The organism is Streptomyces sp. NPDC030809 (assembly GCF_055572195.1).
Genome location: NZ_JBVIDV010000007.1, coordinates 218,629 through 234,787, shown reverse-complemented (window position 1 = coordinate 234,787; position 16,159 = coordinate 218,629). Strand labels below are relative to the sequence as shown.

Here is a 16,159-nt window from a genome sequence, read left to right as displayed (position 1 = left end):
CCGGCGCCGGGGTGCGGACGGCGGGCTTCCGGGGGCTGGAACCGGCGGGCGAACGACACCGCCCGGCGCGTACGGAGGGTCGCGCCGGGCGGTGCCGGGGTGCTCGGTGCCGGGCTCCGGCGGGGCCTCAGGAGAGGTGCAGCTTCTGGCCCGGGAAGATCAGGTCGGCGTCGCCGACGATGTCCTTGTTGAGCTCGAAGAGCTTCTCCCAGCCGCCCTTGACCCCGTGGGCCGCGGCGATGGTGCCGAGGGTGTCCCCGGGCTTCACCTCGTACGAGCCGTCGCCCTTCTTGTAGCCCTGGGTCGCGGAGGGGGCGGAGGGGCGCTCGGAGCGGGTGGTCGGCGCGGACTCCTCGCGGCTCTTCGACGCGGACTTCGAGGAACCGGAGGACGCGGCGGAGCCCGAGGACTTCGAGGAGCCGGAGGAGGAGGGCTTCGAGGTCGAGGGCTTCGACGGGGTGGTGTCGCCGGAGCCGGAGGAGGTGCGGGTCAGGCCGACGCCGCAGCTCGGCCAGGCGCCCTTGCCCTGGCCCGCGAGGACCTTCTCGCCGATGGCGATCTGCTGGGCCTTGGTGGCCTGGTGGGCGTTCGGCGCGTACGCCGTACCGCCGAAGGCGGCCCAGGTGGAGGCGGAGAACTGCAGGCCGCCGTAGTAGCCGTTGCCGGTGTTGATCGACCAGTTGCCGCCGGACTCGCACTGGGCGACGGCGTCCCACTGGGAGGTGGTGGCGGCACTGGCGGTGCCGGCGGCCATCAGGGGGGCGGCGACGGCGGCGCCGGTGACACCCGCCAGGGTCACGATGCGGGTCGTCCGGTCGAGCGCAGTGGGGCGGCGATGCTTGCCCTTGCCGGAAAGCAGCATGGAACTTCTCCTCACCGACGCCTGCGAGGTGAGCTGTCGGGTTCGGGCTGATGAGCTGCCCGGCCGCACGCGGTGCGCGCGGCTTCACCCCGAGCCGTTCCCGTGACCGTCTTTCAACGGCCGGGCCCGGCGCAAACCTTGGGTCCCCCGCTCCTGCCTTCGGCGCTTGCGCGACGACTGTTCCCTCCGGACCGCCGGCAGGATTCGGCGATGCGGTCGAAGGGGCCCGCGGTGGCGAGCGGTTCAGACCGTAGGCAGAGGCCTCCCCGATGTTCAAGGTCGGACATCGGGGAGAAACCGCCCCTATCCACCCCTCCGCCAGGGGTGTTTGCGCAGGTGAGAGCGCTTATTACGGAATCATCACGGCGGGCCGGGCCAGTTGGGCGGAAGAGACGCATGTCTCACTTGATCGAATACGGACATTCGACCCTTAACGGGGCATCAGCCGCGCCCGAAGTGCCCCTATTTCTGACGGAGATCGAGGTTCTGGCCCGGCTGGATCAGATCCGCGTCCTCGCCGATGAGCTTCTCGTTCGCCTTGTACAGCGCGCCCCAGCCGCCCTTCACGCCCTTGGCGTCCGCAATCTCGGAGAGGCTGTCCCCGGGCTGCACGGTGTACGTGGGCGAGGGGGCCGGGATGGACGCCGGGTCGGTGAGGTCCGACGCGGCGTCAGCGGAGCCGGTGGCGCCGCCCGCCGCGCCCAGGCCCTCGTCGGCCGCCGCACCGCGGTGGCGGCCGGAACCCTCGCCCGCGCCGGGCGTGGCCGCCGCAGGGGTCTCGGGGGTGGCCCCCGGGGCGCCGGGGGCGGTCGGAGTGCCGGGCGCGGCAGGCGTGGTGGGAGCCGTCGGCGTGCCCGGCGTACCGGGGGCCGTCGGGGTCCCGGGCGTGGCCGGGGTGGAGGGCGTGCCCGGGGCGGCCGGGGTGGTCGGGGTCGCCGGGGTGGTGGGCGCACCCGGGGTGGCGGGGGTGGTGGGGGTGGCCGGCTTGGCGTGCTTCGCCGGCTTCTCGGGTGCCGGGCGCTCGTCGGGGCGCACGGGGGCCGGGGAGACCGGGCGCGGCGAGGCGGCGGAGCCGGGGTCCACGTCGGCGGCCGGGCCCTTCCCGGTGAGGCCCGCCGGGCCCGCGCACAGCGGCCAGGCACCGGGGCCCTCGCTGCCGAGGATCCGCTCGGCGACGGCTATCTGCTGGGAGCGGCTGGCCAGGTCGGGGCGGGTGGCGAACTCCAGCCCGCCGCCGTCCTTCCACATCTGCTGGGTGAGCTGGAGCCCGCCGTACGCGGCGTTGCCGAAGTCTGCGCTCCAGGCGCCGCCGCTCTCGCACTCGGCGACCTTGTCCCAGGTGGCGGCTTCCGCTGCGGACGCGTTGGTGGCCGCGAGCAGCGGCAACGCGAGCGCGGAGCCGGTGACTCCGGCCGTGACGACGATGGCGGGTGCCTGACGGGGGCGTCTGTGGCGGCCGTTCCCGGAACGCATGGCTGTGGACCTTTCGCGTGACAGCAAAGGGGCGACGGCGAACCTAACCGGCCTCGAACGTTTGTCACAAGTCGATGCAGCGCAGATCACGCGAAGGTCACACTCCTGATGGTCCGTCAAGAACGGTCCAGGAATGCTTGAATCCGGTTCAGTTTCCGGCGGGTTCCGCTTTCAGCCTCCGGACGGCGTGAACGCGACGGGCAGCGTGCGCAGTCCGCGCATGATGAGCCCGCCGCGCCACCGGAGTTCGGCGGGATCCGCGTCAAGTCGCAGGTCCGGCAGGCGGGTCAGCAGGGTGGCCAGTGCGGTCTGGCCCTCCAGCCGGGCCAGCGGGGCGCCGAGGCAGTAGTGGATGCCGTGCCCGTACCCGAGGTGCTGGTTGTCGGTGCGCGAGAGGTCCAGGGTGTCGGGCGCGGCGAACCGCTCGGGATCGCGGTCGGCGGCCGCGAGCACCACGAGCACCGGGTCCCCGGCGGCGATGTCCTGCCCGCCGAGGGTCAGCGGCCGGGTGGCGAACCGCCAGGTGGCCAGCTCCACGGGGCCGTCGTAGCGCAGCAGCTCCTCCACGCCGGTGGCCAGCAGTTCCGTCTCCCCGGCGGCGAGGGAGGCCTGGAGGCGGGTGCGCTGGCCGGGGTTCATGAACAGGGAGTGCAGCCCGTTGCCGATGAGGTTGACCGTGGTCTCGAAGCCGGCGAAGAGGAGGATGAAGGCCATCGCGGCGGCCTCGTTCTCCGTCAGGTGCTCGCCGTGGTCGCTCGCCCGGATGAGTCCGGAGATGAGGTCGTCGCCCAGGTCGTCGCGCTTGCGGTGGATCAGCTCGACCAGGTAGTTGCGCATCTGCTTGACCGAGCGGGCCACCCCGCCGCGCGGGCCGCCCCCGTGCCGGATCATCATCCCGGCCCAGTCGCGGAAGTCGTCCTGGTCCTCGCGCGGCACCCCGAGCATCTCGCAGATGGCGTAGATGGGGAGGGGGAAGGCGAACTCGTGGATGAGGTCCGCCGTGCCCCGCGCGGCGAACCCGTCGATGAGGTGGTCGGTCAGCTCCTGCACCCGGGGGGTGAACTCGGCGACCCGGCGCGGGGTGAACGCCTTGGACACCAGCCGGCGCAGCCGGGTGTGGTCGGGCGGGTCGATGTTGAGCAGGTGGGTCATCAGCTCGGCCTTGCGCTCGCCCGGGATGCCGGTCTTGCCCTTGGCGTGGGCGGGCTCCGCGTGGTGGGCCGGGTTCTTGCTCAGCCGCTGGTCGGCGAGAGCCTGGCGGGCGTCGGCGTACCGGGTGACGAGCCAGGCCTCGACCCCGCTGGGCAGCTTGGTGCGGTGCACCGGGGAGTGCTCGCGCAGCCAGGCGTACGCGGGATACGGGTCGGTCGCGAACTCCCAGTCGAACAGGGTGGGGGCCGGGGGTCCGGCGGGGCCAGCTGCTGCGTTCTCTTCGTGCACCACCCGACGGTATCCCCCCGGGGTGCATGCCCGCGCTCATCCCATATGACGGGTTCGCGACGGCTGTCCGCAGATCGGACGGACCTTGACCTGAGCCGATCCGACGTTCCTACTTTCGGTTCTGTGGATGTGAGGATCTTGAAAAGAAGTTTCGCGGTGGTGGAGAGACGGGCCGAGCACGCGGTCAAGTACTTCTACTCGCACCTGTTCTGGCACAACCCGGGGGTCCGGGAGATGTTCCCGGAGTCCGGCGAGGAGATGGAACGCCAGCGGGACCGGCTGTTCGCCGCGCTCACCCACGTCGTCGCCCACCTGGGGGACGAGGCCGTCGGCCCGTACCTGCGCGACCTCGGACGCGACCACCGCAAGTTCCTCGCCGGCCCCGAGCACTACGCGGCCGTCGGCGCCAGCCTGCTGGCCGCGCTCGCGGAATGCTCGGGCGAGGCCTGGACCCCGGCCGTGGAGAAGGCGTGGGGCGAGGCGTACTCGCTCATCGCGGACGCCATGATGGCCGGCGCCGCCCGCAGCGCCGACCCGCCCTGGTGGGACGCGGAGATCGTGCAGCACCTCCGGTACGGCGAGGACATCGCGGTGCTGACCCTCCGCCCGCACCTGCCGCTCCCCCACCGGCCCGGCCAGTACGTGAGCGTCACCAGCGAGCGGGTGCCCCGCACCTGGCGCACCTACTCCCTCGGCAACGCCCCCCGCCCCGACCACACCCTCGACCTGCACGTCAGCCGCATCAAGCGCGGGCGGCTCAGCACGGCCCTGGTCGAGGAGGCGCAGCCCGGGGAGCTGCTGCGGCTCGGCGCCGCCGGCGGGACGATGGCCCTGCACCGCGAGGCGGGCCGGCCGGTCACCTTCGTGGCGGCGGGCACCGGCTGGGCCCCGGTGCGGGCCATGCTGGAGGAGCTGGTCCGCCGCCCGCACGGCCAGGACGTACGGCTGTTCCTCGCGGCCCGGGACGGCGCGCACCTCTACGACCGGCCGCTCATCGACGCGTGGCAGGCCGGGCACCCCTGGCTGACCGTCACCTACGTGACCCCCGCCCCCGGGCGGCACCGCAAGCAGGCCACGGAACGGCTCGCGACCGCCCTGAGCAACCGGGCCCGGTGGGCCGAGCAGGACGTCTACGTCAGCGGCCCGCCCGTGTTCGTCGAGGAGACCGTGCGGCTCCTGGCGGAGCTGGGCGCCGACCCGCTCCGGGTCTTCCACGACGCCCTCCCGGCCGTCGGCGCCGACCGGACCCGCCCGCTGGGCTTCGGCGAGTGGTTCCTGAACCGGCCGGTCCCGCACTGGCACGACCCCGCGGCCCGCACCCCGGGCGCTCCGCCCGCCCCCGGCCACGAGGACTGAGGCCGGGCCCGGCCGACCGCCGCCGACCGCATCACCGCCGACCGCCGACCGCCGACCGCCGCCAGGGTCGGCCCGTACGGGGACAGCCGGCGCCCGTGCCGTCCGCACGCGGGGACCCGCCCGCGAGCGGGACCGGGAACCCTGTGTCCCCGCCCGCTACTCCGCCAGCCCCTCCGCGGCGCGGATCGCGTCCCGGTAGGTCCGGGCGGCCGCCCGCAGCGCCGTCTCCGGGTCGATCCCCTCGGCCTCCGCGCGCGCCGCCAGCGCCAGCAGCTCGTACCCGATGCCCTCCCCGGCGGGCAGCTCGACCGGCACCCCGCCGCTGCGCACCCGCCCCGCGAGCTTGGCCGCGAGCGCCAGTCCGGGCTGACCCAGCGGGATCCCGTCGGTCACCGACGCGCGCTGCTTCTCCGCCGCCTTGGTGCGCAGCCAGTGGGCCTTGACCTCCTCCGGGGTCTCGGCGGTCGCGTCACCGAAGACGTGCGGGTGCCGGTGGACGAGCTTCTCCACGAGGGTCCCGGCCACGTCGTCCACCGAGAACGGCTCCTCGGGGTCCTCCTCGGCGATCCGCGCGTGGAAGACCACCTGGAGCAGCACGTCGCCGAGCTCCTCGCGCAGCTCGGCGCGGTCCCCGTCCTCGATGGCCTCGACGAGCTCGTACGCCTCCTCGATGCCGTACTTCGCCAGGCCCTGGTGGGTCTGCTGCGAGGACCACGGGCACTCGCGCCGGATCCGGTCCATGACCTGCACGAGGTCGAGGAGCCGGGCGCCGGGCAGGTCGTACGAGCCGGGCAGCAGCTCCAGGTCGGGCATGCTGTGGCGGCCCGAGCCGGCCAGCCGGGCCAGCCCGTCGGTGAGCCGGCGGTCGCCCTCGCCGGCGGGGACCACCACGACCGTGCGCCCGCCGGCGCAGGCCGCCACGAGCTCCTGCGCGTCCGGCCGGGCGTGCTCGACCGTCACACCGGCCTCCCGCAGGTACGGCAGCTGCGGGTGGCCGAGGTCGGCGCACAGCACCAGGTCGGCGGTGCGCAGGGTCTGCCAGGCCTGCCAGGACAGCAGGCCGGGGGCGACCCGGTGGCTGGCGGTCAGCAGGACGATGCGGCCGACGGCGGCGGGGTCCTCGGGCAGGTCGGAAGGAACGGAAGCAGTCACGCTTCGAACCTACCTCCGGCCGCGGGGCTCACCCCGCCACGGGTGCCTCCTGCACCGGCTTGGTGACCTGGCGGATCCACGGGGTGGCGGCCGCACCCACGGTGAGCTGGGACGGGTCCCAGGAGCCGTAGCGCGGGTTGACCTTCACGCCGAGCTCCTTGGCGGCCGCGGAGGCGGGGCCCGCGAGCTTGCCCTCGCCGTACTTCTGGTTCAGCCGGGCCAGGATCAGCTGGTCGCGGATGGCCCGGTCGATCTGGCCGGGGGCGAGCCCGCCCTTCTGGAGGGCGAGCGCCCGGAACTGCTCCACGCCCCCGGACTGCTGGATCCGCTCCTTGCGGGCGTCCTCCAGCTCCTTGGTGCTGATGGTGATCCCGGCGTTCTCGGCGGCCCGGTCCAGCACCCGGCTCTGGATCATGGAGTTGAGCTTGTACTTCTCCAGGCCGGAGGTGTCGGAGATCAGCTGCGCGGCATCGGGGGACTTGTGCTGCGCGTCGCGCACGTCCCGGGTCTGCGCCTGCAGGGCCGAGATGGTGATGCGTTCACCGCCGACCACGGCCGCCGTGCCGGGCCGGGTGTCTTCCGAGCACGCGGTGAGGAGGGGGGCCGCCGCGAGCAGGGCGGCGGAGACGGAGAGCGCTGTGCGACGGTGCAAAGGAGCCTCCCGGCAGAAGGATTGTGCTTTGGTGCACAAGGCCTTGCGGTGATCGATGGTAAGCAGTCGCTGTGGCCCGGGCCACCGATTCGACCAACGATTCCCCCCGCATCAGGGTGCGCCACCCCGGCTGCCGCCGGGCACCGGGCCGGGGCAAACCCAGCCCCGGAAGGCTCGGCTGCCCACCGGGCCGGGGCAAACCCAGCCCCGGAAGGGTCGGCTGCCCACCGGGCCGGGGGAAATCCAGCCTCGGAAGGGTCGGCTGCCCACCGGGCCGGGGGAAATCCAGCCCCGCCGGCGATTGAGGCGCGGGGTTTGGGGCGGAGCCCCAAGGCAACCCGGCTGGCGCCGGGCACCGGGCTCCGCCCGGACCCGCTCCTCAAACGCCGGAGGGGCTGGAATGTGCTCCGCAGGGTTCGGGGCGGGGCCAACCCCGGCGGGCCGGGGCAAATCCAGCCCCGCCGGCGATTGAGGCGCAGGGTTAGGAGGGGGCCTGGTTCAGCCAGTGGAGGGTGCGGCGGATCTCGCCGGGGAAGGGGTGGTGCGGCCCGTGCAGCCGCTCGGCATCGAACAGCAGGCGCGCCATCGTCTCGTGCGCCGCCACCCGGTCCCCGAGCGCCAGCAGCAGCTGCCCGATCCGGCGCCGCACCTCAAGGGTCAGCTCGCGGTCGTCGTTCGCGTACTGGTTCTCGAAGTACGGCAGCAGCGCGCGGTACTCCGCGAGGGCCGCCGCGGGTTCGCCGAGCTGCTCCAGGCACTGGGCGGCCTCGTAGCGGAACCGGAGGGACTGCGGGTCGCCGGGCCCGGAGGCGGCCGCGTGCTCGTCCGCGAGCCGCCGCAGCTCGGGCAGGGCCCGCCGGTACTGCCCGTCGTCCATCAGCGTGGCCGCGTACTGCTTGCGCAGGGAGCGGACCACCGTGGACTTCTCGCCGTGCTGGGCGGCGGCCGCCGGCAGGATCCCGCCGAGGATGTCCACGGCCTGGGTCAGCCGGCCTTCGTCGAGGAGCCGCTTGACCTGGTCCACTGCGGCGGCCACGTCGGTCCGGCCGGAGCCGGCGGCCGGTCCGGCCGGGGCGGTGCCGGGTGCGGCGGCCGCGGCCCGGTCGGGCCAGGGGGCGTGCGGGCGGACGAAGGGCCGGGTGGGGTCGAGGGGACCGCCCCCGGGTCCGGCCGCGCCCTGGCCGGGCAGCAGCGGCACCAGGGCCGCGTAGACCTCCTGCGCGGAGCCCGGCCGGTGCCGGGGGTCCTTGGCCAGCAGCCGCAGCACCAGGGCCTCCAGCTGGTGCGGCACCTCGGGCCGCACCTGACGGACCGGCAGCGGGGGCTCGTACAGGTGCCGGTGCAGCACCCCGAGGGCGGTGGACCCGGCGAAGGGCACGCTGCCGCTGAGGAGCTCGTGGAGGACCACGCCGAGGGCGTACAGGTCGGTGTACGGGCCGACGGCCCCGCCCATGGCCTGCTCGGGGGCCATGTACGCCGGGCTGCCGATGGGCGCGCCGGTGTGGGTGAGGCGGGTGGTGTCGGTGTCCATCACGGAGGCCACGCCCAGGTCGAGCACGACCACCGAGCCGTCGGGCCGGACCATGACGTTGCGCGGCTTGAGGTCGCGGTGGACGATCGGCACCGCGTGCACGGCCGCGAGCACCCCGCACAGCTGGGCGGCCACGGACACCGCCCACGGCCAGGGGTACGGGTCGTGCTCGGCGATGTGGTCGGCGAGGTCGGCGCCCTCCACGTACTGCATGACGAGGTACAGGTCGGCCTCGTCGCTGCCCGCGTCGTGGACGGTGACCAGGCCCGGGTGGTCCACCTGGGCGGTGACCCGGCACTCGCGCACGAAGCGGCGGCGCATCTCCTCCGAGGCGGTGTCCCCGACCGGGCCGGTGGCCTTGTCCGGGCGCAGCAGCTTCACCGCGACCCGGCGGTCGAGCCGCTGGTCGTACGCCGTCCAGACCTGGCCCATGCCGCCCTGCCCGAGGAGGGTGGCGAGCTGGTAGCGGTCCGCGATGACGCGTCCGCTCACCGGTCGCGCTCCTCACGGCGCAGCAGCTCGCTGAGCTCGTCGAGCTCGGCGCGGACCTGGCCGATGCGCTGCGGCGGGGCAGGCTGCTGCGGGACCGGCGGCTGGGGCGGGACCGGGGCGTGGTGCGGGGGCTGCGCCTGCGGCTGCGGCACGGGGGTGTGGTGCGGGGGCTGCGGGACCGGCGTGTGGTGGGCCGCCGGGCCGGCGGGCGGGTAGCCGTATCCGGCGGGCGGCATCGCGGGCTGCTGGAGCGGCGGCACGGGCGCTCCGGCGACGGGGCCGCCGACCGGGCCGGTGCGGGCGGGGCGGCCCTCGAAGTGCCGCACCTCGGCGTAGATGTAGTAGCAGAGGATGCCGACGGTGTTGAGGAGCATCCAGGACAGGATGGCGATGGCGGCGCCGTCGCTCATCTCCACGTTCTCGTCGGAGGGGGTGACCGCGCCGGCGAACACCAGCAGGCCGATGCCGCTGACCACCGACAGGGCGAGCAGCGCCCAGTGCCCGGCCCTCCGGGTGAGCACCGCCAGCCGCAGGATGGCCGCCCAGCCGAGGAAACCGCAGCTCAGCAGGGTCAGCGCGGCGAACAGCGCGCGGAGCGCGGCCAGTGTGCCTTCGGCGGGGCGCCCCGGCTGCGGGGGTGCATGGCCTGGCCCGTGCATTGCTGCTCCTGTCGGGTACGGGTGCCTGCGGGGCACCACGTGGGAAAACGCGAGGGTCTGAGCGTATACATCGACCGGGACACGGGCTCACGGGTTGCACAACCGTTGCCTTGGGGCTGCGCCCCGGACCCCGCGCCTCGATCTCCCCCGCCCCAGGGGGCCGGGAGGCACCCGTGGCGGGGCTGGATTTCCGCGCAGGGCCGGTCAAGCGCGGCGGGTACGGGGCGGGTTGGGGGCGGAGGCGGCGCCGTGTTCCCCGTACCCGGCGGCCGGGAAGGCTGTCACCGGGGTCCGTTAGCCTCGCTTGCACAGTCGACACACAGGGGGGAACCGGATGCGCATCCGCACTCTGGCCGCGAGCGCACTCGTCTGCGCCGCACTCGGCGGGCTCACCGCCTGCGGTTCGTCGGACCAGGGCACCGACGACAAGCCCGAGGCGCCGCCCGCGAGTGCAAAGGCACCCGGGCCCGGGAAGGCCGCGGACCCGTTCGCCGACCTCTCCGGACCGGAGATCCACGAGAAGGCGTACGCCGCGACGAAGTCCGCCGACTCCATGCGCCTCACCGGGCACGTCCGTACGGACGGCAAGGACGTGGAGATGGACCTCGCCCTGAACCTCAAGGGCGAGTGCTCCGGCCGGGTCACCCTCGGCGGCACGGGCACGGCCGACATCATCAAGTCGACCGAGGTCATCTACTACAAGGGCGACGCGAAGCTCTACCGCTCCCAGGCCAGGAGCATGCCGAAGAACCAGGCCGACGCGATGGTGGCGATGCTCGCCAACCGCTGGCTCAAGATGCGGGCGGACAGCGCCGAGGCCAAGCAGTCGGCCCAGATGTGCAACCTGGAGAAGCTCCTCGACTCCTTCGGCAAGAGCAGCCCGGTGGCCCGCAAGGGCGGCCCTGCGACGGTGAACGGCCAGTCGGCGCTGACCGTGACCGCCCCCGCGCAGGACGGCGGCCTGGAGACGTACTACGTCGCCACCCGGGGCGAGCCGTACCTGCTGCGCGCCACCAAGAACGGCAAGGAGCCCGGGGACATCACCTTCTCCGACTACGACAAGCCGGTGGACCTCACCCCGCCCGCCGACAAGGACGTCATCGACGCCGACAAGCTGAAGCGGAGCGGCAAGACCGCGTAGGGCCGCCGGGGCGGCGGCGGGCTCAGCGGGCCGGGGCCCGGTCCGCGGGGAGGGCCTGGCCGGGGCAGCGGGACAGCACGCGCTTCATCGCGTCCCGCTCCCCCGCCGTGACCCACAGCCCGTACTTCTTCTTCACGGCCACCTGGGCGGCCACGTACGGACAGCGGTAGGGCTTGTTCGCGGGCAGCCAGGTGGCCGCGTCCCCGTCGCTCTTGCGGCGGTTGGCGCGCGCGTCCACGGCCAGCAGGTTCAGCGGGTCGTTGGCGAACGCGATCCGCCGGGTGCGGTCCCAGCCGCGGGCCCCCTTCTGCCAGGCGTCCGACAGGGCGACCACGTGGTCCACGTCCACGGCGCTGCGCCCGCGCCGGAACTCCAGCCGCCGCCCGGTGTACGGGTCGCGCTCCAGCACCCCGGAGAGCACCGTGCAGCGGCCGTCGCGCAGCCGGGCGTCCGCCAGGTCCCGGCGCAGCACGTCCTCGCGGGTGGGGCAGCCGTTGCCGTCGGTGTCCCGCCAGCCGCGGCCGAACTGCTCCCGCCCGTAGCCGGTCTTCGGGGCCCGCCCCTTCACGGCCAGCGTGTCCACGGCCGCGAGTGCGGCCCCGCCGGGCGGGCCGCCGGGCCCGCCCGTGCCGTCCCGGTCCGCCGCCGAGCCCCCCGCGCACCCGCCCAGGGCCAGCGCGGCGGCGAGCAGCAGGGCGGTGGGGGCGGGGAGACGGCGCATGCCCGCGATCCTGGCACGCCCCCGGACGGGGCGACAGACCGCCCCGGGCGACAGACCGCCCCGGGTGGCAGACCACCCCGGGTGGCAGACCACCCCGGGTGGCAGACCACCCGGGGACGGCAGGCCGCCGGGGACGGCAGGCCGCCTAGGAGCCGAGGATCGTGGTGAGGAACTCCCCGGTCCAGGCCAGCAGTTCCCGCCCGACGAGCGGCTTGCCGCCGATCTTGCCGGTCTTCGGCCGCGGGATGAGCACCTGCGAGGTGGCCGGCTTGAGGACCGCTCCCGGGTAGAGCCGCTTGAGCCGCAGTTCCTGGGACTCCCTCAGCTCCACCGGCCCGAAGCGGATGTTGTTGCCCTGGAGGGTGATGTCGCCGACCCCGCAGGCCCGGGCGAGCATCCGCAGCCCCGCCACCAGCAGCAGGTTCTCCACCGGCTCGGGCAGCTTGCCGTACCGGTCCGTGAGCTCCTCGCGGACGGCCCGGACGTCCTCCTCCGTGGCGGCCGCGGCGATGGAGCGGTACGCCTGGAGGCGCAGCCGCTCGCCGGGGGCGTAGTCGTGCGGGACGTGCGCGTCCACCGGCAGCTCGATCTTGACCTCCAGCGGGGGCTCCTCCTCGGCTCCGCCTTCGAGGGAGGCCCGGTAGTCGGCCACGGCCTCGCCGACCATCCGTACGTACAGGTCGAAGCCCACGCCCGCGATGTGGCCGGACTGCTCGCCGCCGAGCAGGTTGCCCGCGCCGCGGATCTCCAGGTCCTTCATGGCCACGTACATGCCGGCGCCCATCTCGGTGTGCTGGGCGATGGTGGCGAGCCGCTCGTGCGCGGTCTCGGTCAGCGGCTTCTCCGGCGGGTAGAGGAAGTACGCGTACCCGCGCTCGCGGCCGCGGCCCACCCGGCCGCGCAGCTGGTGCAGCTGGCTGAGGCCGAAGTTGTCGCCGCGCTCCACGATCAGGGTGTTGGCGTTGGAGATGTCGATGCCGGACTCGACGATGGTCGTGGAGACGAGCACGTCGAACTTCTTCTCCCAGAAGTCGACCACGACCTGCTCCAGGGCCTGTTCCGACATCTGGCCGTGGGCGGTGGCGATGCGCGCCTCGGGCACGATCTCGCGCAGCTTGGCGGCGGCCCGGTCGATGGACTCGACCCGGTTGTGGATGTAGAAGACCTGGCCCTCGCGCAGGAGTTCGCGGCGGATGGCCGCGCCGATCTGCTTCTCCTCGTACGGGCCGACGAAGGTCAGGACCGGGTGCCGCTCCTCGGGCGGGGTGGTGATGGTGGACATCTCGCGGATGCCGGTCACCGCCATCTCCAGGGTGCGGGGGATCGGGGTCGCGGACATGGTCAGCACGTCCACGTTGGCCCGCAGCTTCTTCAGCTGCTCCTTGTGCTCGACGCCGAAGCGCTGCTCCTCGTCGACGATGACCAGGCCCAGGTCCTTGAACTTCGTCTCCTGGGAGAAGAGGCGGTGGGTGCCGATGACCACGTCCACCGAGCCGTCCTTGAGGCCCTCCAGGGTGGCCTTGGCCTCGGTGTCGGTCTGGAACCGGGAGAGGGCGCGGGTGACCACGGGGAACTGGCTGTAGCGCTCGGAGAAGGTGCCGTAGTGCTGCTGCACGAGCAGGGTGGTGGGCACGAGGACGGCGACCTGCTTGCCGTCCTGCACGGCCTTGAAGGCGGCGCGGACCGCGATCTCGGTCTTGCCGTAGCCCACGTCTCCGCAGATCAGGCGGTCCATCGGGACCGACTTCTCCATGTCCTCCTTGACCTCGGCGATGGTGGTCAGCTGGTCGGGGGTCTCCGCGTACGGGAACGCGTCCTCCAGCTCCCGCTGCCAGGGGGTGTCCGGGCCGAAGGTGTGGCCGGGGGCGGCCATCCGGGCGCTGTAGAGCTTGATGAGGTCGGCGGCGATCTCCTTGACCGCCTTCTTGGCGCGCGCCTTGGTCTTGGTCCAGTCGGCGCCGCCGAGCCGGTGGAGGGTGGGCGCCTCGCCGCCGACGTACTTGGTGACCTGCTCCAGCTGGTCGGTGGGGATGTAGAGGCGGTCGCCGGGCTGGCCGCGCTTGGCGGGCGCGTACTCGACGAGCAGGTACTCGCGGGTGGCGCCCTGGACGGTGCGCTGCACCATTTCGAGGTAGCGGCCGACGCCGTGCTGCTCGTGGACGATGTAGTCGCCGACTTCGAGGGTCAGCGGGTCGATGGTCTTGCGGCGCCGGGTCGGCATCCGGCCGAGGTCCTTGGTGGCGGTCCGCTGGCCGGTCAGGTCGGTCTCGGTGAGGACGGCGATCCGCAGGGCGGGGTCGACGAAACCGGTGTCGAGGGCCCCGCAGGCCACGTGGACCAGGGAGGGCTCGATGGTGTCGAGGCCGGCGTCGAGGCGGGCCGGGATGCCCTCGCCGCCGAGCACCTCGACGGTGCGGGCCGCCGGGCCGTGGCCCTCGGTGAGGAAGACGGTGCGCCAGCCGTCGGCGAGCCAGCCCTTGGTGTCGGCGAGGGCGCGTGCGGTGTCCCCGCGGTAGGACTCGGCGGCGTGCATGCCGAGCTTGAGGGTGTCGGAGGACAGGTCCTCGTCGGCGGCGAACGGGGAAACGGTCCACCACATCATGCCGAGCTCGCGGGCCCGGTCGCGTACGTCCGCGATGCCCCACAGGGAGGCGGCGCCCACGTCGATGGGGGCCTCGCCGCCGCCCGCGGTGGCCGCCCAGGAGGCCTGGAGGAACTCCTGGCTGGTCGCGACCAGGTCGGCGGCCCGGGTGCGCACCCGCTCGGGGTCGCAGACCACGGCCATCGCGCCGTCGGGCAGCACGTCCAGCAGCAGTTCCATGTCGTCGACGAGGACCGGGGCGAGGGATTCCATGCCCTCGACGGCGATCCCCTCGGCGATCTTGCCGAGGAGTTCGCCCAGCTCGGGGTGGGCCTCGGCGAGGGCGGCGGCCCGTTCGCGCACCTGGGGGGTGAGCAGCAGCTCCCGGCAGGGCGGGGCCCACAGGCCGTGCTCGGCCACCTCCAGGGAGCGCTGGTCGGCGACCTTGAAGTAGCGGATCTCCTCGACCTCGTCGCCCCAGAACTCGATGCGCAGGGGGTGCTCCTCGGTGGGCGGGAACACGTCGAGGATGCCGCCGCGGACGGCGAACTCCCCGCGCTTCTCGACCAGCTCCACCCGGGCGTACGCGGCGGCCGCGAGGGCCTCGGTGATCTCGCCGAGGTCGGCGCTCGCACCCTGCCGCAGTGCCACGGGCACCAGGTCCCCGAGCCCCTTGACCTGCGGCTGGAGCACGGAGCGGATCGGGGCGACGACCACCGAGACCGGCCCGGCGGCCGGGTCGTCCGCGCTGGGGTGCACGAGCCGGCGCAGCACGGCCAGGCGGCGGCCCACGGTGTCGCTGCGCGGGGACAGCCGCTCGTGCGGCAGGGTCTCCCAGGACGGGTAGTCCACGACCTCGTCGGCGGGCAGCAGGGAGCGCAGGGCGGCGGCCAGGTCCTCGGCCTCGCGCCCGGTGGCCGTGACGGCGAGCACGGTCCGGCCGGTACGCCGGGCCAGCGCGGCCACGGCGAAGGGCCGCGCGGCGGGCGGTCCGACCAGGTCGACGTGCATGCGGTGGCCGTCGGCGGCCGTCTTGACGGCCTCCCCGAGCGCGGGGTCCTGGATGACGGCGTCGAGCAGACCGTGCAGGCTCATGAAGGCTTTCCGTCCGGGGGGAAGGGCAGAAGGGGCAGGTTCGCGGGCAACGCGAACGACCCGACACGTCGCACGGGCCGGGGGCTCCCAGGTTACGACGTGGCTGCGTCACTCGCGCGAGGGAATGCGGTCACCCGCAGGGAGGACGGAGCTGGCGGGGACCACGTGCGCCCGGTTAGCCTAAGTCCAGCACTTAGTCCACCTATGCCTTGAGAGGCCGCGATGGAAGCAGCCCGGCAGTACAACGTGCACGAGGCGAAGACCCACTTCTCCAAGATCCTGGAAATCGTCGCCACGGGCGAAGAAGTGATCATCAGCAAGTCCGGCGAGCCGGTCGCCAAGGTGATTCCGCTGGCCGGCAAGGTACAGCGGACCGACTACGGGTCGCTGGCCGGTCAGATCCAGCTCGCCGACGACTTCGACGAGCTCCCCGACGGGTTCGCCGAGGCTTTCGGAGTCGACGCGTGAAGCTCCTGCTCGACACGCACGTCGTCCTGTGGTGGCTCAACGGCGACCTCACCGACGAGACCCGTGACCTGCTCAGCCGCGAGCGCTGGGTGTACATGAGCGCGGTGACCCCGTGGGAGCTCTCGGTCAAGCAGGCGACCGGCAAGCTCAACGCACCCGCTGACATCGCGGAGCGCGCCAGGGACGGCCAGTTCCTGTCGCTCCCGATCACCGCGGAACACGGAGTGCGGGCCGGTCGGCTGCCCCCGCACCACCGCGACCCCTTCGACCGGATACTGGTCGCCCAGGCGCAGACCGAAGGGCTCACCCTCGTGACGCGCGACAAGCACATCCCGCTGTACGACGTACCCGTGCTCGCCGTCTGAGATCACGCGGGGGACGTCCCCGGCCCCGGCCCCGCCGCCTTCGTGCGGCGGGGCCGGGGCCGTTCGCGTGCCGGGGGCGGGGCGGGCCTGGGCGGGGCGGGCCGGGGCGGGCCGGGGCGAAAAAGTTTGCGAGCGGTGTCAACCGGGGTGGGGGGCCCGGGCGTATACGGG

13 protein-coding genes and 1 riboswitch are annotated in these 16,159 nt (G+C 73.7%); of the genes, 4 read left to right on the top strand and 9 right to left on the bottom strand.

Annotation, left to right across the window (positions count from 1 at the left end; translation table 11 throughout):
* Window positions 1–127 precede the first annotated feature (127 nt).
* The 3 genes from ACZ407_RS12595 to ACZ407_RS12585 form a co-directional block, all read right to left on the bottom strand.
* On the bottom strand, window positions 128–862 hold the full coding sequence (locus ACZ407_RS12595; protein WP_468127921.1) for a transglycosylase family protein: 735 nt from the start codon (window positions 860–862) through the stop codon (window positions 128–130).
* Window positions 863–865: 3 nt separating this feature from the next.
* Window positions 866–1,037, bottom strand: a riboswitch (cyclic di-AMP (ydaO/yuaA leader).
* 287 nt (window positions 1,038–1,324) lie between these two features.
* Complete coding sequence (locus tag ACZ407_RS12590) at window positions 1,325–2,335, bottom strand: LysM peptidoglycan-binding domain-containing protein (protein ID WP_468127919.1); 1,011 nt, start codon at window positions 2,333–2,335, stop codon at window positions 1,325–1,327.
* Window positions 2,336–2,506: 171 nt separating this feature from the next.
* A complete protein-coding gene (locus ACZ407_RS12585; RefSeq protein ID WP_468127918.1) occupies window positions 2,507–3,775 on the bottom strand; it encodes a cytochrome P450 family protein in 1,269 nt (422 codons plus the stop codon).
* Between the two features lie 156 nt (window positions 3,776–3,931).
* Here ACZ407_RS12585 and ACZ407_RS12580 point away from each other — a divergent pair, with 156 nt between their 5' ends.
* Window positions 3,932–5,131 carry a globin domain-containing protein gene (locus tag ACZ407_RS12580; protein ID WP_468127916.1) on the top strand — a complete coding sequence of 400 codons (1,200 nt, stop codon included), beginning with the start codon at window positions 3,932–3,934 and terminating at the stop codon, window positions 5,129–5,131.
* Between the two features lie 156 nt (window positions 5,132–5,287).
* Here the strand turns inward: ACZ407_RS12580 and ACZ407_RS12575 are convergent, their stop codons facing one another.
* The 4 genes from ACZ407_RS12575 to ACZ407_RS12560 all read right to left on the bottom strand — a co-directional run bounded on the left by ACZ407_RS12575 (window position 5,288) and on the right by ACZ407_RS12560 (window position 9,617).
* Window positions 5,288–6,283 (bottom strand): nucleoside triphosphate pyrophosphohydrolase, encoded by a 996-nt coding sequence (locus ACZ407_RS12575; protein ID WP_468127914.1) that lies wholly within the window; start codon window positions 6,281–6,283, stop codon window positions 5,288–5,290.
* Between the two features lie 28 nt (window positions 6,284–6,311).
* Entirely contained in the window at window positions 6,312–6,935 is a 624-nt protein-coding gene (locus tag ACZ407_RS12570; RefSeq protein WP_468127912.1) for a SurA N-terminal domain-containing protein, read from the bottom strand.
* Between the two features lie 481 nt (window positions 6,936–7,416).
* Window positions 7,417–8,958, bottom strand: a complete 1,542-nt coding sequence (locus ACZ407_RS12565) for a protein kinase domain-containing protein (RefSeq protein WP_468127910.1) — start codon at window positions 8,956–8,958, stop codon at window positions 7,417–7,419.
* Window positions 8,955–9,617 carry a hypothetical protein gene (locus tag ACZ407_RS12560; protein ID WP_468127908.1) on the bottom strand — a complete coding sequence of 221 codons (663 nt, stop codon included), beginning with the start codon at window positions 9,615–9,617 and terminating at the stop codon, window positions 8,955–8,957. Before ACZ407_RS12560 ends, ACZ407_RS12565 begins: the two co-directional genes overlap by 4 nt.
* Before the next feature lie 334 nt (window positions 9,618–9,951).
* Between ACZ407_RS12560 and ACZ407_RS12555 the strand changes: the two genes are divergently transcribed.
* Window positions 9,952–10,758: a hypothetical protein gene (locus tag ACZ407_RS12555; protein ID WP_468127906.1), complete on the top strand. Its 807-nt coding sequence runs from the start codon at window positions 9,952–9,954 to the stop codon at window positions 10,756–10,758.
* A 22-nt stretch (window positions 10,759–10,780) separates the two neighbouring features.
* Here ACZ407_RS12555 and ACZ407_RS12550 read toward each other — a convergent pair whose 3' ends face one another.
* Window positions 10,781–11,479, bottom strand: coding sequence for an HNH endonuclease family protein (locus ACZ407_RS12550; RefSeq protein ID WP_468127904.1), 699 nt, complete (start codon window positions 11,477–11,479; stop codon window positions 10,781–10,783).
* Between the two features lie 145 nt (window positions 11,480–11,624).
* Complete coding sequence (gene mfd, locus ACZ407_RS12545; protein ID WP_468127902.1) at window positions 11,625–15,155, bottom strand: transcription-repair coupling factor; 3,531 nt, start codon at window positions 15,153–15,155, stop codon at window positions 11,625–11,627.
* Between the two features lie 222 nt (window positions 15,156–15,377).
* On the opposite strand from mfd, the gene ACZ407_RS12540 reads away from it, so the two are divergent.
* On the top strand, window positions 15,378–15,623 hold the full coding sequence (locus ACZ407_RS12540) for a type II toxin-antitoxin system Phd/YefM family antitoxin (RefSeq protein ID WP_468127900.1): 246 nt from the start codon (window positions 15,378–15,380) through the stop codon (window positions 15,621–15,623).
* Window positions 15,620–15,988, top strand: coding sequence for a type II toxin-antitoxin system VapC family toxin (locus tag ACZ407_RS12535; RefSeq protein ID WP_468127898.1), 369 nt, complete (start codon window positions 15,620–15,622; stop codon window positions 15,986–15,988). The genes ACZ407_RS12540 and ACZ407_RS12535 overlap by 4 nt, the downstream gene beginning before the upstream one ends.
* Window positions 15,989–16,159 lie beyond the last annotated feature (171 nt).